The sequence below is a fragment of the Bacteroides sp. RTP31139st1_H2_RTP31139_211217 genome (assembly GCF_040227615.1).
Taxonomy (GTDB): Bacteria; Bacteroidota; Bacteroidia; order Bacteroidales; family Bacteroidaceae; genus Bacteroides; species Bacteroides uniformis.
Genome location: NZ_JBCNZM010000273.1, coordinates 1 through 3441 on the forward strand (window position 1 = coordinate 1; position 3441 = coordinate 3441).

General features: G+C 37.6%; 3 protein-coding genes. All 3 read right to left on the reverse strand.

The genetic code is table 11. The annotated features are described in order from the left end of the window. Positions 1-174: 174 nt before the first annotated feature. Positions 175-909, reverse strand: coding sequence for a 23S rRNA (adenine(2058)-N(6))-methyltransferase Erm(G) (erm(G), locus tag ABUA47_RS23730; RefSeq protein ID WP_008021360.1), 735 nt, complete (start codon positions 907-909; stop codon positions 175-177). Between the two features lie 120 nt (positions 910-1029). Beyond that, complete coding sequence (locus tag ABUA47_RS23735) at positions 1030-1548, reverse strand: GrpB family protein (RefSeq protein ID WP_211420642.1); 519 nt, start codon at positions 1546-1548, stop codon at positions 1030-1032. Between the two features lie 78 nt (positions 1549-1626). Beyond that, entirely contained in the window at positions 1627-3420 is a 1794-nt protein-coding gene (gene tnpC / locus ABUA47_RS23740) for an IS66 family transposase (RefSeq protein ID WP_032951975.1), read from the reverse strand. Positions 3421-3441 lie beyond the last annotated feature (21 nt).

The following is a 3441-nucleotide window of genomic DNA, read 5'->3' on the forward strand; positions in this document are numbered from 1 at the left end:
GATACTATTAGGTTCATAGTGACAGTCGCTATTGTTGTATATAAAAGTTTAATACCTGTAGTTTGCCGAATGCTTACGGAATGTATACCATACTTTTAAAAGGCAGAATAGCATTTTAACTAATGCTACCCTACCTATAACTAAACATTTACAGTTGCATGTGGCCTATTGTTTTTAGCCGTTAAATATTTTATAACTATTAAATAGCGATACAAATTGTTCGAAACTAATATTGTTTATATCATATATTCTCGCATATTTTAAAGCTTTATTAAATTGATTTTTTGTAAACAGTTTTTCATACTCTTTGTTAACCCATTTCATTACAAAAGTTTCATATTTTTTTCTCTCTTTAAATGCCATTTTTGCTGGCTTTCTTTTTAATACAATTAATGCGCTATCCACTTTAGGTTTTGGATGGAAATAATACCTGGGAATTTTTGCTAATATAGAAATATCTACCTCTGCCATTAACAGCAATGCTAGTGATCTGTTTGTATCTAATAACATTTTAGCAAAACCATATTCTACTATTAAATAACTTATTGTGGCTGAACTTTCAAAAACAATTTTTCGAATTATATTTGTGCTTATGTTGTAAGGTATGCTGCCAAATATTTTATATGGATTGTGGCTAGGAAATGTAAATTTTAGTATATCATCATTTACTATTTGATAGTTAGGATAATTTAAGAGCTTATTACGAGTTACCTCACATAATTTAGAATCAATTTCTATCGCCGTAACAAAATTACATCTCTTTACCAATTCAGCAGTAAAATGACCTTTCCCTGCACCTATTTCAAAGATGTTATCTTTTTCATCTAAACTTATGCAATTCATTATTTTTTCTATGTGATATTTTGAAGTAATAAAATTTTGACTATCTTTTATATTTACTTTGTTCATTATAACCCCTCCTTAATTTATTTCATTAACAAACAGTTTTTATGTTTTCATTTGGATATAGTTTTTTCTTATCTGGTCCTATCATAGGATACACCTCTCTTTCATACTTTTATATATTTTCTATCGTGTTTTATATGATTCATTATTTTGATACCATAGCAAAGCATCCTTTTCTAGTTGCTTTACAAATGCATCCTTACCAGTGCAGTAGCCTTCAATATCCTCCGAGAATCGATAAGCCAGCTCCATCTTTAATTCACCATACTCTAAAGCGATGTCTGGATGTGTACGCAGAAAGTCCCTTACTGCTATATGCCTATTAATATCTTTGTGATTGCTTTGCTCAAAAATATGAATCTGGTGTGTCCTGTTATCGCCGCCTTTGCGGAAATATCTACGTCCTTCAATACCAAACTCACCCATACACTCATAACCAATCGCTACAAATTCTTTGTTATGCTTATCAACCAAACTAATATTTGTCACTACGGGCATTATATCAATGATTGATTTAGCGGCTAACCCTTTGACTGCTGTACTGCCAATATGGTAAACCTCCACCAATATATCCTTCAATATATTCTTTATCTTCTGTGATTCATTTTCATACTCTACTTCCCAAAAGGGGTCGGTAAGCACTCAATTTAGGGCATCCCCCTTCGAAAGGGCACTTTTCAGTGCCCTAAACCGAGTTTTGTTAATTAATTAGTTTTGAATTTAACATTGGCTGGCAGCCAAAGTGATTTTGTCAGGAACCATGTTAACATAATCCCTGCACCCGTTAAAGATATTTTTGAAAAAAGTTCCGATGAAGTTCCAGATAGAACTGCCATGAAGCTTTACCGTTCCTATCACACTGTGATAAGTTGCTGCCATCTCTGCACCGGCATCACTACCATAATGAAGTGAATTGTTGCGTTGAGTGGTCAGCTTTCGAATGGTTCGCTCAGCCAGGTTGTTGTCTATCGGTAATTCACCATCATCCAGGTAAGCAAAGATCTCTTTCCAGAACCGGTTCAGATAATTGAGAGCTTCTTTATAATACCGGCTTCTAAATTCTGAATCCTTTGACTGTTCACTATCTAACAAACTGCGCAGCTCTATTAGGAGTTCCTTCGTTTCCAAGCTTTGCCTTTCTTGAAACCTTTCCTTGGGAGTTAATCCGGCATCATCGTATTTACGCTCCCTCATAAAGAACTCCTTTAAAATTTCGGAAAAGCGTTCTGCAGTCGGTTCACCACCCTGATTGGAAGCCTTGACAAACTTGTTCTTGGCATGAGACATACAAACTTGGTGGACAGTATCTTTAAACCGGGCTGATTTCAGCTCATTGCCGATAAATACATAAGCATTGTATCCGTCGGACATTATACTCTTCAATTCTGCATCGCCCAAAAAGTCTGTAAGTACATCACGACCACGCGAGCCATTCTCATAGAAGAAAATGGCTGTTTTCCGGGCCTTGTTGACCAGAACCCAAATGTAGCACTTCTTATAGTGATCGTATTTACGCACTTTACACCAGGTCTCGTCGCAGTTCACAATCGAATCTTTTTCCAAAGCTATAGACTTCAATACACAAACCAGTTCGTCCAGGTATGTCTTACCTTTCTTAAGCCAGTTGCGCAACGTGTTTTTAGAAATGGTCATGCCCATATCTGTCAGCCATTGGTGAAGAAGACCAAAAGTCACATTCTTTACATAAACTTCATAGGCGATAGCCTGCAGAAATTCAGGAGTGGCCCTAGTGCCTTCAAAACTGGTTACTACATCCGGATGGCCTTCAGAAGGGAAATAGCCCCACTTCGGCTTTTTACCAGGCTCTGCATAATGAACCATCTCAAAACATTCTTCCGTAAGGAAAGTACGGAAACTGAACACCCGTACCATTCTCCTTTCAATGATCCGACCGGGAACCTTTGTCAAATCGGAAGGATGCTCTGTCGCTTCTCCGGCTACCCCCATCGTTTTATAACCGTCAGGGCGATTGGACAAGTCACGGTCTTTCCCGGAAGGCTCTTTTAACTCTTGGGATGGAACATGACCAACCGAATCCGTGCGAAGCGTATCATCGGTTCCATCATAATCATCCTTCTCCTTCCGGCGGTCTGAATCACTTGTTTTAGCTTTAGATTGTATCTTTTGACGTCTATCACCAAAACGTTCCTGATTGGCGTAATCAAGTTTTTCCTGAAGTGATTTTATCTTACGTTCAGCCGATTTGCGAAGTTTATGCTCTTCTGACAACCGATTCTCAAGGTCAACATGTTTCGATTGCATGGATGACATCTGATCCTTCAGTTCTTTCATCTGAGCCATAAAATCCTCCAAAACAAGCCTCATGGCATCACCTGTCAACCTGAGATCCTGATTTTGCTCAGCAAGGTATTGTATGTATCGGTCTTTCTGATCCTCTGCCATACCTGCACTATAATTTATAGGGTTGCGTGAGTAGGTTTCCCTACTCAACAACTCTCGTTTTGTTGTAATTATATCTTGCAGATCGATCATACTTAAACCTTTGATTTACAG

Excerpts from the sequence above, each read along its gene's own strand:
- tnpC (WP_032951975.1), bottom strand. The coding sequence starts at position 3,420 with ATGATCGATCTGCAAGATATAATTACAACAAAACGAGAGTTGTTGAGT.